Raw genomic sequence first — 18,271 nt, forward strand, 5'->3', positions numbered from 1 at the left:
GGCGTTTACTATTCTGATAATAATTTTTATGCAGGCCTGAGTGCAGATAACCTCATTTCGCAATACCTCGACATCAGCAAGAATGCTTTTATCCCACAGCCAAAACCGCACTATTATTTAACCGCTGGCGTGCTTGTGCCACTTTCTTATGATGTACTGCTCAAGCCCTCTTTTCTGTTAAAAGACGACAGGGGCGGTCCTACAAGTCTGGACCTGAATGCATTTGTTATCTTTGCAGAGAAATTTTGGGTAGGTGCCTCTTACCGCACCGGCGTAAAGATCTACAACAAGTCATACCTGCAGAAAGACCTGAGCAACCTAAATTCAGCGGTCGGTGCAGTGCAGTTCTTTCCTACACCGAACCTAAGGATCGGTTATGCCTATGATTTTTCTATAGGGCCACTTCAGGGCTATAGTGGATCTACCCACGAAATCTCGGTGGGCTATTTCTTCAACAAAGGAAATGTAAGAATGCTTACGCCAAGGGTTTTTTAAGGAAACTTCAATTAAAAGATGATGATATCTGGTCTGATAAATTAATATAGCAGACCGTTTAAATACAATAAAATGAAAAGAAATCTACTAGCATTTTTTATATTCGGGTTACTTGCTCTGATGAGCAGACCTGCCAGTGCGCAGTATGTGCTAAAAGAGGCTGATGTGCAGTTCGAACTTTTCAACTATGCGAAAGCAGTTGACCTGTACGAGGTGGCGTATAAGAAAAATCCAACACTGCATGCCGCCGAGCAACTGGCGATATGTTACGCTTTGATGAACAATTACCTGCAGACAGAAAGCTGGTATGCCAAAGTGGTGGAGATGCCGAAAAGTGCTCCGATCAATATTTACAACTATGCGCTGGCACTACAGAACAATTCAAAATATGCAGATGCGAAGGCACAGTTCTTAAAATACTTTTCACTCGACAAGGATTTTCCGTCCAATAAGCAGAACATCATACTTTCTTCGTGCGATTCGGCAGTAATGTGGATGAGGTCACCGACAAAGGTTGCGATAACCAATGAGAAAGGACTCAACTCGGCACAGTCTGATTGGGGGAGTGTAAAATATATGGATGAAATGGTGTTCACATCCGACAGGAAAGATTCCATTGGAAAATCAGCTACGGGGGGAAGACCTTTTTTAAAGTTCGACGGATCGAAGAAGCCAAATAGAAACATATACGGTTCTACGGGAAACGGTTACCTCCACCTGTACATGAAGAAGGGTACCGATAGTGTAAAGCTTTTTCCGTTAAACACGGGCACGAACTACCACGTTGGTGCGGCCAGCTTTACGGCAGATGGAAAAGAGATGTACTTTACTTTGACCAAGATCGACGATGAGCTGAGTTTTTCGAAGAACAGCATATTAAAAAGCAAGCTTGCCACGGTTAACGTGGAGATTTTCAGTAGTAAAAAAGACACTTCGGGCAATTGGGGCGAAGTAGTACCCTTTAAGTACAACAATGTTAATGAGTATTCTGTTGGTGATCCGTTCATCAGCAGTGACGGGAATACGCTGTATTTCGCATCGAACATGCCTGGTGGAAAGGGTGGTACTGATATTTATGCGAGCCTGAAAACTGAAGCAGGTGACTGGGGCGTTCCGGAAAACCTGAAGGACATTAACACTGAGGGCAATGAGCGCACACCGTTTTTCGACGGTAGCAACAATTTTTATTTCAGCAGCGATGGTAGAGTAGGCATGGGCGGGCTTGATATTTATAAGGCACGTTTAGAAAGTGGGAAAATCTCGGTACCAAAAAACTTGGGCTATCCAACCAATTCTCCGAAAGATGATTTTGCGTTTACCACTTATGCGCCAAAAACAGGCTATCTGTCATCCAACCGGAATGAAGGATTGGGACAGGATGATATCTATAGTTTTGTGGATAGAGAAATCATTGCATTCAAGCTTGTGGGTACAGCCTTTAACAAGGTTTCGAAGACACCACTTGTAAATACGTTAGTTACGCTGACGAATAAAAACGGAACCCAACTCAAGACTGTAACCCAGGCAGACGGAAAATTTGATTTTGGTCTTGATGAATCATCGGACTATGTACTTTTAGGTAGCAAGGATAATTACAGGAGTGATGTAGCATCGCTGACCACCAGAGGATTGGTCTCATCATCAACACTGACGAAAGACCTATTTCTGGAGTCGATCGTGATCAACAAACCGATCAAGATAGAGAATATTTATTACGATTTCGACAAATCAAACATCAGGCCGGATGCAGCTGTAGAGCTTGACAAACTTGTAAAGATACTTACCGACAATCCTACAATCTGGATCGAGCTTGGCTCGCACACTGACAGTAGAGGTAACGACCAGTACAATCAGTGGCTATCACAAAAAAGAGCAAATTCTGCGGTTCAATATATTATTGATAAGGGGATAAGCAAGAACAGGATCACTGCAAAAGGTTATGGCGAAAGTATGCCGGTAAACAGATGCACAAACGGTGTGAAATGTTCAGAAGCCGATTTCCAACTGAACAGAAGAACTGAATTCAAAATTGTGAAGCAGTAAATAAGATAATAAACTAAACAAATAATGCTCGGCCATTCTCAATTTTTTTGAGAATGGCTTTTTTTGTGCAAAATAGGCGCAAATTTTTTGGTGATAGCAAAGTATTTCCATTAGGGTATTATTGTAATTAACTAAAATGTTCGTACTTTTCGATTATAATCTTCGAAAATGAACATCCATCCATCGTTAATCCTGCGTACGCCAAAGTTTTCTGTAAATGCAACCCTAGCGCCCAATTGGATTCAACTTAAGGAAGCCATTAAAATATCATCATCATCGTTTTACGAAACGATTAAGGATATAAATGCAGCGGATTTAGATTCATTGCCTCAAAAAATCCAATTTACGATTTGGAAATATTTCAACCGCGCAAAATTTCGACCGACACCTTATGGTACTTTTGCGGGTTTCAGTTTTTTAGATAAAAATTCGGATAAAAGCGATGGAAAAATTTTAGTTCGCAAGGAATTGGTGCTCCATGAATTTATTGATTGGCCCGTAAAAAATACCATCAGGCAGAATGAAGAAGAATTGTTCGATCGCAATAATAAATTGTTTACCAATAGCAGTTTTTATTTAACGCCACAGTCTATAAGGTATATCGCCTGTACAAACGGACAATTTGAATTGGCTGAGATTGATCAAAATGAAGTGGTGCTACAAATACTCAACGCTTGTTTAAAACCAAAAAAGTTTAATGATTTGGCAGGGGATATAGAGCATGATGGTTTGGGTGTAGAAGAGATTTTTAGTTTGGTAAATGACATGATTGCTTTGCAATTGCTTTTTTCTGATCGGCATCCCAATATCATAGGAGAAGACTATTTTGAAAGAATTGATTTGCAATCTGAGCCTGAAACGCCTAAGTATATATTAGCTGAGCGAAAAGTTATTGCTGGAAATTTGGATACCTCAATATTAGTTGCCTTACCGAAACTTATCGAATTACTGCAGCAACTTACATCAAAAAATGAAAAAACTGCATTTAAAAATTTTATAAATCGGTTTATTGCTAAATTTGATCAGCGGGAAGTTATGCTAAATGTTGCGTTGGATCCGGAATTGGGTGTAGGGTATGATGATTTGGAACATGGTGAAGCTAGTGATGATTTTGTAAACTATTTTGCCAATTTAGCTGCTATTGAAGCTAAGCCTAGCCCCTTGGATTTTGTAAGAAAGGCGATAAAAAGCAAATTATTGGCGGGAGAGTTTGAAGTTGGGAAAACGCTATTTCTTGAAAAAATCAGTCAGCCGTCGGATATTGCCGTTACTCAATTGCCTAATACAATAAACTTGATGATGTGCGTGGTAGATGACTTTGTTTGTATTGAGCAGTTGGGCGGGTCCACTGCAAATTCGCTAAGTGGTAGGTTTACAATTGCAAATGATGCTATTTACAATTTCACTAAACAAATAGCTGAAGTAGAAGCAAACGCTAATCCGAATGTCCTATTTTTTGATGTAGGTTATATGGTGGAAAGCGAGGTTGATAATATTAATAGAAGAAAGCAAATTTACGATTACCAAGTAGCAATTTTGAATTTCGATACATCAAACGATCCACTTTCGATGAGTGATATGATGCTGTCGGTTAGAAATGGTGAAGTTATTTTACGATCGAAAAAGTACAAGAAACGACTAATCCCGAAGCTTTCCTCAGCTTACAACTATTCTCGTTCTGACCTTTCAGTTTTTAGGTTGTTTTGCGATTTGCAACATCAAGGCGTGCAAAGTAATTTACTTTTAAAATTGGAACATCTTTTTCCAGATCTCAATTATTACCCACGGTTTCAGTACAAAAATTTGATTCTATCGATGGCAAGATGGAAAATAGTGCAAGAAGCACTCTTTGAGGCCATCGGCAAAAATAATGATTTAGATTTATGTAGGCTTTATCTAAAAAATAGGGGTATTGTCGAATATTTTAAAACCGGTAATGGAGACCAAACGCTATGTTTTAACCTGAATGATGATCTCGATTTAAAGTATTTTATTCAATATATGCAAAAGCAAAAATCTTGCTTTTTGGAAGAAGTAAAATTGCCTACTTCCCCATTAATAGCTGATTTGGACGGAAACGCTTATAATGGACAATTTGTACTGGCGTTGACACATGATAAGCAGATTTATAATGGAATTTATGATGGCGAGGATTTAGCATCGACACCGATTAAAAGGTTTTTTGCTCCCGGAGAAGAATGGGTTTACTTTGAGGTATTTTGTCACCAACAACGATCAGATAGTTTGTTAGCTACATCGATAAACAGCTATTTAGTGGAATATGGTAATTTAATTAAATCGTGGTTTTTTATTCGGTATAATGAGCAGGGAGACCACATTAGATTGAGGATCTTGTTGCACAATCCGGAAGACGGACAAAAGTTAATTGGCGCTTTAAGCAATCTTTTAAAAGATGAATTGATTGTAGGTATTGTGTCTGACGTAGTTGTAAAAACCTACAGGCGTGAAATAGAACGCTATGGAAATGATTTAATGGAGGATGTTGAACAACATTTTGCTATTGATAGTGCTTATGTACTTTCACTAATTCAAACAGCTACAAGTATTAACGATAAATATAAACTTTGCGCTAAACTTGCTATAAAGTTAAAAGATGAGCCTAGTTTATTCGAAAATGAGGAGTTTAATAAAATAATTCTTGCTAACTCAAACGCTTTTAACACGGAGCATAAATTAGATGCTTCTACTTTCAAAAAACTAAACGCAACTTACCAAGTATATAAAACTGAGGATAATCCAGTTTTGGATGAAGAAGAACAATTAATGTTTGATAATTTTTATGCTTCGTTAGTGGCCGTTTTAAAAAAATGTAAAGAAGCAAAAAGGGCTAAGCTATTCGGAGATTTGATGCACATGCACGTTAACCGTCTGTTTAATAAGGCACAACGAACCCACGAAATGGTAATGTATTATTATTTATTGAAAGATTTGCAACGCATAAAAGCTTTATCTAAAAATTTGACACAAAAATAAAACACTGAATTTCAGGTATCTATTTCTATATTTTAACGGTAATTTTAGAGATATATCTATTTAATTCATCTTTACCATAGGTGAATGTGTAGTCATCTTTGTAAAAATAGGCTAATCTTTTTTGAATATTCTCAACTCCCAAATTTGTGCTTTCTTTGGCTTTTACACTATTGGTCATATTTACGGTTTCAATTATTAACAGATTAGATTCGAAATTAATTCTAATTACTGCATTATGAGTACCGTGGTTGATATGCCCATGTTTAAACATATTTTCGGCGAGTGTTAATAGAATTAGAGGTGGAAATCGAACTCCAAAGATATCACCTTCAACTTCGAGGTTGAAATTTATAGCGTTAGCTGTTCTTAATTTATGGAGGTTAATTAAATGTTCAACTTGTTCAATCTCGTCTGCTAAAGGGACTAAATCTGAAACCTCTGGTCTTTTTAATGCGTATCTCATCATTTCCGCTAAATCCATTATTGCTTCCGCAGCAATCGGGGCTTTTTTTCGAGCATCGTTATAAATAAAATTTAGGGTATTAAACAAAAAATGTGGGTTAATCTGACTTCGGAGATAATTATTCTGTGTATTTACTAAATCCTTCTCTAAAGTTTGATTCTCAATGGTGGCTAGTAGGTTTCTTCGTTCCAGTTCTTCTGATCTTTTCTGATCTCTAAAAGATTTCATAATAAAAACATAACCAGTTGAGAAACCTATAAAGTATAGGGAGCGCCATAAGCAGGCTAGTATAAAAGGCAGATTGAAATGTAATGGTGCGTCAAATTCTATAAAGTTAAGTTTAACAAATGCAGCTCTTAGTGTAAAACTTGAAAGTGCATACCCAACAAAAATAATTAAGATATTTAATAACATATTTAATATCTTAATGAATTTGTTTTTTTTATCTAATGTTTTGTTTAATAAATAGGCATACGCATAAAATGAAATAATATTTATCGAATAGACCATTACATACACTCCAGGCTGTCCGAATGCGCGGTTAATTAATCCAGTAATAAACACTTCATAAATAATATAGACACCCCAAACGATTAAATGAAATTTATATTTTTTATAAAATTGCTTAAGGACTATAGAGCTCATTTTAGCGTTTAAAGGGTCAAAAAGGTGGTTTCGTCAGTTATTATAGCTACTTGGTGTAAAAAAATAAAGTTTCAAATTTTAGATTTGCACCTTTATGGTATTAAAAGTAACAATTAAATTTTTCACAAATAAAATAGAAGCTATGAAAACTCAAAGTATAATCAAGTTAGATAAAAAAACCGTATTCGTTTATAAAAGTGTAAAAAATCATAGTGCTAATTTCAAAACTAAAACTACTACTGGTGGTGATGTTTCATTAGATCCGATTACTGCTCAAACTGTAATTATGACGATGAGTAACATTTTCTAGATCAACTAAACAACCACCTATTAATTTTTACAAATAGACTCTTAAATTATGAAAACTCAAAATATAATTAAGTTAGATAAAAAAACTATATTCGTTTATAAAAGTGTAAAAAATCAGAGTGCTAATTTTAAAACTAAAACTACTACTGGTGGTGATGTTTCTTTAGATCCGGTTACTGCTCAAACTGTAATTATGACGATGAGTAACATTTTCTAGATAAACTAAACAACCACCTATTAATTTTTACAAATAGACTCTTAAATTATGAAAACTCAAAGTATAATCAAGTTAGATAAAAAAACTGTATTCGTTTATAAAAGTGTAAAAAATCAGAGTGCTGATTTCAAAACTAAAACTACTACTGGTGGTGATGTTTCTTTAGATCCGATTACTGCTCAAACTGTAATTATGACGATGAGTAATATTTTTTAATTCTGTATTATTTTATCCGAAAATGTAATGGATGAAGAAGATTCAAAGTATTATTTAATTAGATGCTTTAAAAAATCAAAATTTAATTTGAATATACAATGCAGAAATTACTAACTTCTATTAGATTTAAGTAAAAAACTCTGTACATATTGAAAGAAAGCTTCTTTGTAACCTTCTCCAATTTGTATCATTTCGTTGTTTACCAACCGAATAATATTTCCATCAACTTTTTTGATTGCCGTTTTAGCCACGATGTTCGATTTGTTAACACGAATAAAAGGTTGGCTTTCTAACGCTTTTTCTATCTCTTTAAGTGTTAAATAGGTAGTATGCGTTTCTACTTTTGTAATTATTTGAATATAATTTTGAAGCGCTTTAATATAAAGTATATCTTCAATTGCAATGTTTGAAAATGCATATTTGTGGTCACCTTTTATATAAAGGGCCGCAGTTTGATCAACTTCCTTTGGTTTGTTATTTGCTAAATTACTCTCCTTTTTCAAAATTCTATCTATCCCTAATGCAAATTTTGCAAACGATATTGGTTTAAGCAAGTATTGGTCTGATTGAACATCAAAGGCTTGCAGGGCATAATCTGGATGCGCGGTTGTGAAAATCAAATATTTTGTACGATCTCTGATGCTTTTTGCAAGTTCCAACCCGTTAATTCCTGGCATGTCAATATCCATAAATAATAAGTCAATTTCATCCGAAGTGCTAATCTCTGTCAATGCTTGAATTGGACTAGTAAATGTTTTAAGTAGTGTTAAACCTGGCATTTCTGCAATGTGATCGGTTACAACATCAATGGCATGTTGTTCATCGTCTATGATTACACATTTTAAGTTCATAATATATGTTGGATGATTTAATGCAAGTTATTAAAATCTTTAATTATTATGCAATACATGATAAAAAAAATAAGGTCAATTTATCTTTCGCTTTAAATCAAGCCAAATATCTATGGTTTCGTGTAAAATTCTGGTAGGTTGGTGTAAAAAAATAATTTTTGCATGGCCAAATCATAATCTTTAGTTATTAATTAGAACGCAAATTAATAAATGTATTTCTCGTCTTACTCAAAGGCGAAACTAAATATTAATCATCCACCTCCTTACAATTGTTGACATTATGGAACTTAAAGACGAAATTGGCCAATTTGCCCTCAGAATTAAAAAAATGCTTCCTCATGTTCAGTCTGAAGATTCTACTAGAAACGCGTTAGTGATGCCCTTTATCCAAATTTTAGGTTACGATGTTTTTAATCCAAGCGAAGTTCAATCTGAAGCTGTGTTAGACTTTGGGTACAAGAAGGGAAAAAAGGTAGATTATACCATAATGAAAGATGGTAAGCCGACTATTCTTGTAGAATGTAAGCATCACAACGATACTTTAGATATTGATGATTCTCGTCTTTCGAATTATTTCCGTAAAACCAAAGCCAAATACGGGTTATTAACCAATGGATTAGTGTATCGTTTTTATACCGAGAAAATGGTTAAAAGTAAAAAGAAAGTAGAACCTATTTTTGAATTTAACATTAAGGATACTAAAGCTGCTGTAATTGCGAAATTAATAGAAGACCACAGCGAGTACTTTAACGTCAAGCATAATTTAGCCAGTTAGCTTATCCAGTTCCTATTAAATATACATCCCAAAAAAAAAGGCCCTTAGATTTACATCTTAAGGGCTTTTTTGTGAAAAGATTTATTTGTGTTAAATAAGTGCAACACTTCTGCTAACAAATGCAGTAAGTTCTGGCCCTGTTAACATGCCTTGTGCTAGCAAAGCTAAATCTATAGCCTGCTTGGCTAAGTTGCTTTGTTCTTCGCCTTCGGCTTTTAAAATTTTGCTTACCAATTTATGATTTCCATTGATGGCAACCTTATAACTATCTGGCATCTGTCCGTAGAAACCCATTCCACCGCCCATAGCGGCCATATCTTTCATACGGCGCATAAATTCATCCATAGTTATGGTTACAGGTAATTCATCAGGATTTAAAGCTACAACCTCTACTTGCAAGCCTGGTTTAGTAATTGCTTTTTCGAAAATTGTTGTCACTTCTTTAACCTGTTCATCAGTTAAAATATGCTCATTAACTTCGTCTTTCTCGATCAACTTATCAGCAACGCTAGAATCTACTCTTTTTATTGAAGTTTTTTCTAATTTCTGCTCTAATTGATTTATAAAGTGATTATCGATAGGCGAATCCAAAACTAAAACATCGTAATCTTTTTTATTAGCAGATTGAATAAAGGCATCTTGTTTTGAGGCATCGTTGGTGTACAAATAAACTACTGTTCCATTTTTATCTGTTTGTAATGGCGCCACTTTTTCCTTGTATTCTGGTAAAGTGAAAAGTTCATTTTTAGTATTGCCAAGCAACGCAAAGTCTTTGGCTTTATCGTAAAATTTCTCTTCGCTGATCATTCCGTATTTCACGAAAATGCCAATATCTTTCCATTTATCTTCGTAAGCTTTACGATCTTTAGCAAATAATTCACCTAATTTATCAGCAACTTTTTTAGTAATGTAGTTGTTGATTTTTTTAACGTTGCTATCTGCCTGCAAGAAACTACGAGATACATTTAATGGAATATCTGGCGAATCGATTACGCCATGCAATAACATTAAAAATTCTGGTACTATATCCTTTACTTCATCGGTAATAAATACTTGGCGAGAATATAATTTAATTTTGTTGCGTTGCATTTCGAAGTCGTTTTTCAACTTAGGGAAATACAATACGCCAGTTAAATTAAATGGATAATCTACGTTTAAATGAATCCAAAATAACGGCTCCTCGCTAAAAGGATATAATTCACGGTAAAAGTTTAAATAATCTTCGTCTGACAAATCTGCAGGTGCTTTTGTCCAGATTGGGCTTGTTGTGTTGATGATATTATCAACTTCCACATCCTGATATTTTTTCTTTCCTTCTTCATCTTCACCATCTTCAATTGATTCGGTTTTTGTACCGAATTTAATTGGTACTGGTAAAAACTTAGCGTACTTATCAAGAATTTCTTGCAGTTTAGATTCTTCTAAAAATTCTTCAGAGTCTTTATTAACATGCAGAATAATATCCGTACCACGAGTGGTTTTTGTACCTTCGGTAATTTCAAATTCAGTACTTCCATCACAAATCCAACGTGCCGGTTCCGCGCCTTCTTGGTACGATAGCGTTTGAATTTCTACTAAATCGGCAACCATGAAAGCAGAGTAAAAGCCTAAGCCAAATTTACCGATAATCTCATTTGCGTCTTTCGCATCTTTAAATTTCTCTACAAATTCGCTCGCACCCGAGAAAGCAACCTGATTGATGTACTTTTTAATCTCTTCGGCCGTCATGCCCAAACCGTTATCGCTAATGGTTATTGTTTTAGCAGTTTTGTCAACGGCAACTTGTACCAAAGGTGTACCCACTTCGCCATTAAACTGACCCAACGCGCCTAACCTTTTTATTTTTTGAACGGCGTCAACTGCGTTCGAAACCAACTCACGAAGGAAAATCTCGTTATCAGAGTATAAAAATTTCTTAATTATAGGGAAAATATTCTCTGTATGGATGGATATATTTCCTTTTTCTTGAATGCTCATATATGTAATTAAATTGATTGTTCAGGTTGTACTTAACAATGCATGTTCCAAAGCAATTTGTTTGACAAAATGACAGTAAAAATCTCGAAATGGTGTTGCATAAAAAAAGCCAAAAAACAGAATTGCTTTTTGGCTTATATATTAAGTGTAAATTATTAATTCAGATTAACACTAGGATTTTCTTCCTCCAGCGATAAGATTTTAAAAATCTTTTTTAGCAATACATCCATTTGGAAAGGTTTTGATAGAAAATCATCCTGACCATAATTCAAAGTGGTAAAATCTTTGGCTTCATACAAACCGGAGATTAACAAAATTGGAATTTGCGATGTACTTTGGGTCGCTTTCAGTTGCTCGCACAAAACACGTCCATCAATATGCCCCAAAGAAATATCGAGTAATAATAGATCTGGTTTAAAATCTTCTATTCTTTTAAAAACTTCTTCGCCATCGCTTAACGCCGAAACTTCAAATCCACCAATTTCTAAGATTAATTGTATGGTTTCTAAAACCTCAATATCGTCATCAACTACTAATATTTTTTTCATTTATAATGGGCATTTATGTGCTGTGTAGTAATTAACACAAAATCATCAATTGTGTTTGTACTTTTTTAAAATATAATTTTACATGCTAATCAATAGCAATAATTATCAAACTTCTATCCCTTCTCTATTTAAAATATACGTAAACAATCCTTCAATTGGTTTTTGTAAAATACGACCAACATTGATGCCGTTATCTTTTAAAACTTCTATCAAAATATCTTGATAGTAAAAGGCAATGGAGCCAACAAAATGGCAAGGAATTGATTGATAATTTTCGTAATCTTTAATGTGGGTATCTATAAAGAGCTGAAAACCAGTTTTTAGTATGTTTTTAATATAAGGATGCGTTTTATGATTTTCCATAAATCGGCTAAAACCTGCTAAATAAATATTAGGGAAAGGTTTTTGATATACGTTTGTAATCACTTCCTCTTTTTCTGTAGGGAACATTTTTTTAAATTCAACAGCTAATTCTTGGGGCATTTTATCATATAAATAACTCAATAAAATCTTTTTCCCGAAGAAAGTGCCAGAACCTTCATCGCCTAGAATATAACCCAAGCCATGCGTGCCAATTTGAATTTGCTTTCCATCAAAATAACAAATATTAGAACCCGTACCCAAAATACAATTTATACCTTCGCTGTTGCCACAAGTAGCATAAACAGAGCCGTAAAGATCGTGATCTACCGCGATAAATGCATTTGGGAAAACACTCGACAAGCCATTTGACACGATTTCATGCTTATCGGGCAGGGAGCAACCAGCGCCAAAAAAGTGAATTTCGGTTACTAGAGATTTAAATGGTGCAACAACGGCATTATCAGATAAAACCTTAGCGATTTCGTGTTCGTTTACGAAATAAGGGTTTATACCAATTGTATTAAAATTAATAATTTCGCCGTTCGAATAGCCCATCCAGTCGGTTTTTGATGATCCACTATCTGCAACAAGTATCATGCGATAAATATAAAAATTAATAAGATAAATTAATAGTTCCGCTAATTTCTTTTAGGGTAGTTTCGGCAATTTTGGTTTGATACTGCATTTCTATAAAGCGGTTTTTTGCGTCAATTTCATTGCGTTGCGCTTCTCGTAGTTCTAACGGTGCAATGCTACCCAACCTATACTTTGCTAAGGTTATATCTAAATTTTCTTTGGCAATATCTAAATTACGCTGTTCTAAGTTTATCAAATCTAAGTAGGTGCGGTAGTTTTGAAACGCAGTGCGGAGTTGCGCATTTACATCTATTTTGGTTTTATTTAAGTTAAGTAACGAGTTGTCGATTTCGATTTTTGCATTACGTTCTTGTTGTCTCTGCAAAAAGCCATCAAAAATGTTAATTTTTGCGCTAATACCATACGTTAACCCGTTTGCTTCAAATTTTTGGTTAAAACCAGTAGGACTAGTGCTATTCGCCCTGCTATACCCAGAATTTAAGCTTACCACGGGATACCTTGCACCACGGATTGATTTTAAATTTAAGGTTGCAATTTTTTGGTTGATAAAAGCATTTTGAACATTTGGATTTTGCTTTTCTGTAAGTTCTGCCAACTGATTGTAAGTTAAAGTGGCATCTAAAGTGATTACATTATCAACTGTAAAATCGGTATCAATTGTCCTAACCAGCAATTGGTTTAGCCTAACTTTTGCCAATTGTAGCGTGTTTTTAGTTTGTAGGTAGTTAGAAGTATCGCTGTTGTAATCTACCTGCGCCGCAAGTAAATCTAGCTTAGAGCCTTTGCCAAGTTGAAGTTTAATTTTAGCAATTTTACTTCTTAAAACCGAAACATCCATCGAGCTATCGGCAGCAGCAACTAATTGTTGTTGCCTAACAATATCATAGTATGATGAAATTACATCAGATACTGTGTTTAAAATCACCAATCGTGAGTTTAACTCTCCTTGTTTCTGAAGCTCTTTTAAGCGATCATAATTGGCGAACATGGTAAAGCCATTAAAAATTGTCCAATTTAGATCGGCTCCTAAATTATTGTTTGTGCTTCTTGCCCCGCGGATTACCTTATCAGGCCCATTTGCAGGCGTTTGTGTGGTATTCTGTAAACTTCCACCGTTAGTATAACTGCCCTGTACGTTCGGCAACATACCAGCATTACCAATTGTGGCGTTATTTTTAGCAATATCAATGTCGTTCTTACTGATTTTAATATCGTAATTATTTTGCAAAGCGATGGTAATTGCCTGTTGCAGGGTTAGTTTTTCTTGCGCAAAGCTGATGCAGGAAATACCGATAAATACAATAGTTAAATATAATTTCTTACTCATTTTATTCTTCTGTTAATAATGCTTCCTGTTCAAAACGATGAGCATTTTTTAATTCTTTGTTCGGCTTATATGGTTTTGCCCAATAAGAATAAATTGCTGGGATAACAAACAGCGTTAAAACTAGCGAAAACAATGTTCCGCCTACAATTACGGTTCCCATGCTCATTCTACTTTTTGCTGCTGCACCCAGTGCAAGTGCTATTGGTAACGCGCCGAAGGCAATTGCCATACTTGTCATTAAAATTGGGCGTAAACGAGAAACTGCTGCTTCTCTGATGGCCTCGGGTATAGCCACACCTTTTTCTTTTAGCTGATTGGCAAACTCGACAATTAAAATACCATTTTTGGTTACTAAGCCGATAAGCATAATGGTACCAATTTGGCTAAAAATATTCCAACTTTGGCCACAGAGCCAAAGCGATAAAAATGCCCCTGCAACTGCCATTGGTACAGTTAGAATAATAATAACAGGATCTTTAAAACTTTCGAATTGAGCTGCTAAAATTAAATAAACCAATAAAATAGCCAAACCAAATGCAAAAAGTGTGTTCGATGAGCTTTCTTGAAAATCTCTAGATTCGCCACTCAAATCTGTCGAAAAGCTTTCATCTAAAACCTTTTTCGAAATTGTATTCATGGCATCTATTCCTTCGCCTATACTTTTGCCTGGCGCTAAACCTGCAGAAACAGTTGCTGATATAAATCGGTTGTTTCGGTAAAGTTGTGGCGGGCTACTTTCTTCTTTAGCGGTAACCACATTATCTAGTTGGATAAGCTGGCCCTTATCATTTTTAACGTAAACAGAACTTAAGTCCATCGGGTCTTTTCGGTCGCCTTTATCAAATTGGCCGATTACCTGATATTGCTTTCCATTCATAAAAAAGTATGAAAATCGTTGTCCGCTTAACCCTAAATTTAAAGTTTGCGCAATATCAGCAATAGAAAGGCCCAAATTTTTCGCTTTGTCTCTATCTATCGATAAATTAATTTCGGGTTTGTTAAATTTCAAATTCACATCCGACACGCTAAATGTCGGGTCTTTACTCACCGCATCCATAAAAATGGGTATCTTTTCTCTTAGCTTTTCGAAATTTTGTGCCTGAATAATGTAACTGATAGGTAAACCACCTCTACGGCCAACGGAAATTGTTGGCTGTTGGCTTACAATTGTTTTTCCATCGGTAAACTTTTTGGTTATTTTGGTAAGCTGATCGGCAATGTCTTTCTGACTTCTTTCCCTTTCGCTAGGATCTACCAAGCCCATACGCACGTAACCCATATTTGTAGAGCCACCACCGAAACCGGGCGAAGTAATTGTAATGTTTGTATTCTTTTCGGGTACCGAGTCTAAAATCAGCTTATTCAACTTTAAAATAAATTGATCTGTATATTCAAACGATGAGCCCTCTGGTGTGGTTGCTGTGATATTGATTGAACTTCTATCATCGTAAGGCGCAGTCTCTTTTGGTAAAATGTTCCAAAACAGGAAAATCAATCCCATACAAAAAAGGATAATTGGAATGGCCAACCACCTTTTGTTTAAAAATTTATTTAAGTTGCTTGCGTAGTTTTCGTTTAGTTTTATAAAATAAGGCTCAGTAAAATTATAGAATTTAGAAGGCTTATGTCCGCCTTTTTTCATTAAATAGGCATTGAGCATTGGTGTTAAAGTAAGCGATACAAATGCCGAAATTAATACGGCTGCAGCAATTACAACGCCAAATTCTCTAAAAAGCCGGCCTACAAAACCTTGCAGAAATATTACGGGTAAAAATACGGCTGCTAACGTAACGGATATAGAAATAACTGCAAAAAAGATTTCGTTTGAGCCTTTAATTGCCGCTTCGAATGGCGACATCCCTTCCTCTACCTTTTTAAAAATATTTTCAGTTACTACAATACCGTCATCCACCACCAGTCCTGTAGCTAAAACAATTGCCAGCAAACTCAATACGTTAATGGAAAACCCAAAAATGTACATAATAAAGAAGGTAAATACGAGCGATACCGGAATATCAATTAACGGACGGAAAGCAATGCCCCAATCTCTAAAAAACAGGTAAATAATTAAAATAACCAGTACCAGCGATATGCCAATGGTTTCTGCAACCTCAGTAATGGATTGCTTTATGAATTTTGTATTATCAAGTGCAACTTTTAAGTTAATATCTTTTGGAATATCGGCCTTTAGTTTATCAAATCGTTTATAAAACTCATTGCTAATATCTAAATAATTAGCGCCTGGTTGCGGAATAATTGCTATTGCAACCATGGGTTTGCCAGATTCTCGCAAAATCGTTTCTTCATTTTCTGGTCCCAGTATCGCGTAGCCTACATCTTTAAGCTTAACAACTTGGTTGCTATCTGACCTTAAAATTAAGTTATTGAACTGCTCTTCATTGGTAAGTTTACCAAGTGTTTTAACTGTTAATTCGGTAGTTGCGCCAGTTATTTTTCCCGATGGAAGCTCTACATTTTCTTTATCCAGCGCTGTAACTAAATCTTGTGAGGTTAAGCCGTAAGATGAAAGCTTGTTTGGATCCATCCAAATGCGCATCGCATATTTCCGCTGGCCCCATATCTGAACGCTACTTACCCCCGGAATGGTTTGGATTCTATCGGCAATTACATTCTCTGCATAATCACTTAATTCTAACGTATTTCTTTTATCGCTTTGAATGGTTAACGATAAAATGGCATCGGAATTTGCATCAGCCTTGCTTACCACGGGTAAACCATCAATATCTTTAGGTAAAGTTCTGCTCGCTTGCGAAACTTTATCTCTCACATCGTTGGCAGCTTCCTCTATATTTTTGCCAAGATTAAATTCTATGGTAATATTACTTGTTCCCTGATTACTGGATGAAGAAATATTTCTGATGCCATCAATGGCATTAATTGATTTTTCTAAAGGCTCGGTAATCTGCGATTCAATGATATCAGAATTTGCACCGGGGTAGGAGGTACGGACAGAAACCACCGTTGGATCGATGGAAGGATATTCGCGGACGCCCAAAAAATTGTATCCAATGATGCCAAAAAGCAGAATCATCAAATTCATCACGATAGCCAAAACTGGCCTTTTTATACTGGTGGTGGATATGCTCATATTACTGTTTAATCAAATGAACTTTCACCGCTGAACCCTTTTTCATCGACATCGACCCGTTAACAAGTACGGTATCTCCAGCTGTTAAGCCAGAGGTAATCACAATATTGTCTGCAGTTCGAGTGCCTGCCTCAACTTTTCTTTCTTCGGCTTTGCCGCCTTTAGCCACAAACACAATTTTACCTTTAAGCACCGGAATTACCGCCCCGGTAGGAATCAAGATGGCATCATTAAGTGTATTTAGCGAAAGCTTAACTTTTGCAAACGAGCCGGGCAATAGTGCATTATCACCATTGGGCGCCAAAGCCCTAACTTGTAAAGTTCTGGTGGCTTCATTAATACTCGGTTCAATTGCATACACTTTGCCTTTATTTCCTTTTGGCGAGGCATCGGTTGTAAAAATAATTTCCGAACCAACCTTAATTAAGCTTGCATATTTATCGGGGATGGAAAAAGTAATTTTTACGGGATTTGTGCTAACTAAATTAGCTATTACCGTTGCGGGTGTTAAATATACCCCAGTGGAAATACTGCGTAAACCAATTCTGCCACTAAATGGCGCCACGATAGATGTTTTAGCAAGTTGCGCCCTTATTAACTGCGATTGCGATTGATAAGATTTTAAATCTGCCAAGGCAGCATCGTATTCTTCTTGACTGATGGCGCCTTTGGCCAATAATTGTTTTGCCCTATTTTCGGTAGTGGCAGAAAGTTTTTGTTTGGTTAAGGCCTCTTGTAACTGTGCCTGTATATCTCTATCGTTAACTTTTACCAAAGTAGTGCCCTTGGTTACGTTGCTTCCTTCTTTAAAATAAATGCCCGTTACCAAGCCAGAAACTTCACTTTTAAGCACTACCGATTCATTTGGATCGATGTTGCCGGTAACTTCAATGTCGTTATCGAATTTACTTAGGCTTACCACCATTCCATCTACATTTAGTGGCGGGGCCGACTTATTTTCTTTCGTACCTTTTCCGCTTCCTTTACCTTCTATTTTGTTGTTGGCGCTAATGCGATAATAAACCAAGTACGCCAAGCCAAGCCCAAGGATAATATAAAAAATGTATCTTTTTTTCATTTGTATTTTATTTACGCATAAAGCGATAACTGCGATGGGTGTTTTGAATTTTCTGCTAAAAATATTAATTAAATGAGCCTTAAAAACGTTGTATTAAGTTTGTTACAGCTTTTTTACGCAACTATTTTATTTTAATTGAGTGGTAGCGCAACTATCATTTTCAAAAAAAATACAAGAAATTGATAGATGTATTGATTATTTTACACCACTAATATTCATTTATTTTTAAAACGAGTGTATTAAGTCTTATTTTGCTCAAAATAT

15 protein-coding genes are annotated in these 18,271 nt (G+C 35.6%); 7 read left to right on the plus strand and 8 right to left on the minus strand.

The genetic code is table 11. From position 1 onward, the window contains the following. From EZJ43_RS16340 to EZJ43_RS16350, 3 genes are all read left to right on the plus strand, one after another. On the plus strand, positions 1-495 hold a 495-nt coding region (locus EZJ43_RS16340), incomplete at its 5' end, for a PorP/SprF family type IX secretion system membrane protein (RefSeq protein ID WP_133263796.1). Positions 496-567: 72 nt separating this feature from the next. Further along, complete coding sequence (locus tag EZJ43_RS16345; RefSeq protein WP_133263797.1) at positions 568-2,538, plus strand: OmpA family protein; 1,971 nt, start codon at positions 568-570, stop codon at positions 2,536-2,538. Between the two features lie 168 nt (positions 2,539-2,706). Next, positions 2,707-5,532 (plus strand): lantibiotic dehydratase, encoded by a 2,826-nt coding sequence (locus EZJ43_RS16350; protein WP_133263798.1) that lies wholly within the window; start codon positions 2,707-2,709, stop codon positions 5,530-5,532. A 25-nt stretch (positions 5,533-5,557) separates the two neighbouring features. On the opposite strand, the gene EZJ43_RS16355 is transcribed toward EZJ43_RS16350, so the two are convergent. After that, positions 5,558-6,640 (minus strand): sensor histidine kinase, encoded by a 1,083-nt coding sequence (locus EZJ43_RS16355; RefSeq protein ID WP_133263799.1) that lies wholly within the window; start codon positions 6,638-6,640, stop codon positions 5,558-5,560. A gap of 142 nt (positions 6,641-6,782) precedes the next feature. On the opposite strand from EZJ43_RS16355, the gene EZJ43_RS17255 reads away from it, so the two are divergent. Genes EZJ43_RS17255 through EZJ43_RS17265 form a run of 3 tightly spaced genes read left to right on the plus strand, consistent with a single transcriptional unit; the run spans position 6,783 to position 7,382 of the window. Then, positions 6,783-6,950 (plus strand): hypothetical protein, encoded by a 168-nt coding sequence (locus EZJ43_RS17255; protein WP_165953197.1) that lies wholly within the window; start codon positions 6,783-6,785, stop codon positions 6,948-6,950. Positions 6,951-6,998: 48 nt separating this feature from the next. Beyond that, positions 6,999-7,166: a hypothetical protein gene (locus tag EZJ43_RS17260; RefSeq protein ID WP_165953198.1), complete on the plus strand. Its 168-nt coding sequence runs from the start codon at positions 6,999-7,001 to the stop codon at positions 7,164-7,166. Between the two features lie 48 nt (positions 7,167-7,214). Continuing rightward, a complete protein-coding gene (locus EZJ43_RS17265) occupies positions 7,215-7,382 on the plus strand; it encodes a hypothetical protein (RefSeq protein ID WP_165953199.1) in 168 nt (55 codons plus the stop codon). Positions 7,383-7,492: 110 nt separating this feature from the next. On the opposite strand, the gene EZJ43_RS16360 is transcribed toward EZJ43_RS17265, so the two are convergent. Next, a complete protein-coding gene (locus EZJ43_RS16360; protein ID WP_133263800.1) occupies positions 7,493-8,233 on the minus strand; it encodes a LytR/AlgR family response regulator transcription factor in 741 nt (246 codons plus the stop codon). Between the two features lie 280 nt (positions 8,234-8,513). Here EZJ43_RS16360 and EZJ43_RS16365 point away from each other — a divergent pair, with 280 nt between their 5' ends. Then, positions 8,514-9,008 carry a type I restriction endonuclease gene (locus EZJ43_RS16365; protein ID WP_133263801.1) on the plus strand — a complete coding sequence of 165 codons (495 nt, stop codon included), beginning with the start codon at positions 8,514-8,516 and terminating at the stop codon, positions 9,006-9,008. A gap of 90 nt (positions 9,009-9,098) precedes the next feature. On the opposite strand, the gene htpG is transcribed toward EZJ43_RS16365, so the two are convergent. From htpG to EZJ43_RS16395, 6 genes are all read right to left on the minus strand, one after another. After that, positions 9,099-10,985: a molecular chaperone HtpG gene (gene htpG, locus EZJ43_RS16370; protein WP_207924651.1), complete on the minus strand. Its 1,887-nt coding sequence runs from the start codon at positions 10,983-10,985 to the stop codon at positions 9,099-9,101. Positions 10,986-11,140: 155 nt separating this feature from the next. After that, positions 11,141-11,533 carry a response regulator gene (locus EZJ43_RS16375; protein WP_133263802.1) on the minus strand — a complete coding sequence of 131 codons (393 nt, stop codon included), beginning with the start codon at positions 11,531-11,533 and terminating at the stop codon, positions 11,141-11,143. Between the two features lie 105 nt (positions 11,534-11,638). After that, a complete protein-coding gene (locus EZJ43_RS16380) occupies positions 11,639-12,493 on the minus strand; it encodes an N-acetylglucosamine kinase (RefSeq protein WP_243718119.1) in 855 nt (284 codons plus the stop codon). 16 nt (positions 12,494-12,509) lie between these two features. Next, the gene (locus EZJ43_RS16385) at positions 12,510-13,820 is read right to left on the minus strand and encodes a TolC family protein (protein ID WP_133263803.1); all 1,311 of its coding nucleotides are present in this window, start codon (positions 13,818-13,820) and stop codon (positions 12,510-12,512) included. Position 13,821: 1 nt separating this feature from the next. Further along, entirely contained in the window at positions 13,822-16,929 is a 3,108-nt protein-coding gene (locus EZJ43_RS16390) for an efflux RND transporter permease subunit (protein ID WP_133263804.1), read from the minus strand. A gap of 1 nt (position 16,930) precedes the next feature. Next, on the minus strand, positions 16,931-18,007 hold the full coding sequence (locus EZJ43_RS16395; RefSeq protein WP_133263805.1) for an efflux RND transporter periplasmic adaptor subunit: 1,077 nt from the start codon (positions 18,005-18,007) through the stop codon (positions 16,931-16,933). Positions 18,008-18,271: the final 264 nt, after the last annotated feature.

The organism is Pedobacter changchengzhani (assembly GCF_004354365.1).
Classification (GTDB): Bacteria; Bacteroidota; Bacteroidia; order Sphingobacteriales; family Sphingobacteriaceae; genus Pedobacter; species Pedobacter changchengzhani.